This window comes from Pseudomonas sp. BJa3, assembly GCF_026343815.1.
Lineage (GTDB): Bacteria > Pseudomonadota > Gammaproteobacteria > Pseudomonadales > Pseudomonadaceae > Aquipseudomonas > Aquipseudomonas soli.
The window spans coordinates 1-260 of sequence record NZ_JAOXMC010000308.1 but is presented as its reverse complement, the minus strand read 5'-3'; the positions used below and the strand labels follow the sequence as shown (position 1 = coordinate 260).

The following is a 260-nucleotide window of genomic DNA, read 5'->3' as shown; positions in this document are numbered from 1 at the left end:
CGTCGAATGATCGAGCCAGAAATCGTGAAGATGCTGGCAGCGAGCGCCTCGACGCTATCCTTCACAACTCTCACGGCACATTTGAAAGAGGAGGATCGAGCGCGCCGGTCCGGCGACCGTGGAACGCTCGTCCGCCTTACTGGAGAATTTCATCTACATCTTGCGCAGATGACCGGGAATGAGATCTTGATCAGGCTGATGACCGAATTGCAGACGCTGGTCTGCCTTGCGATCCTTCTCTATGCCAGCGGCGACGATGC

At 56.5% G+C, this 260-nt stretch carries 1 protein-coding gene; it reads left to right on the top strand.

Going from position 1 to position 260, the window contains the following annotated elements:
- Positions 1 to 30 precede the first annotated feature (30 nt).
- Positions 31 to 260: FCD domain-containing protein (locus OH705_RS27820; RefSeq protein WP_267303511.1), on the top strand; the 230-nt coding region annotated here is incomplete at its 3' end.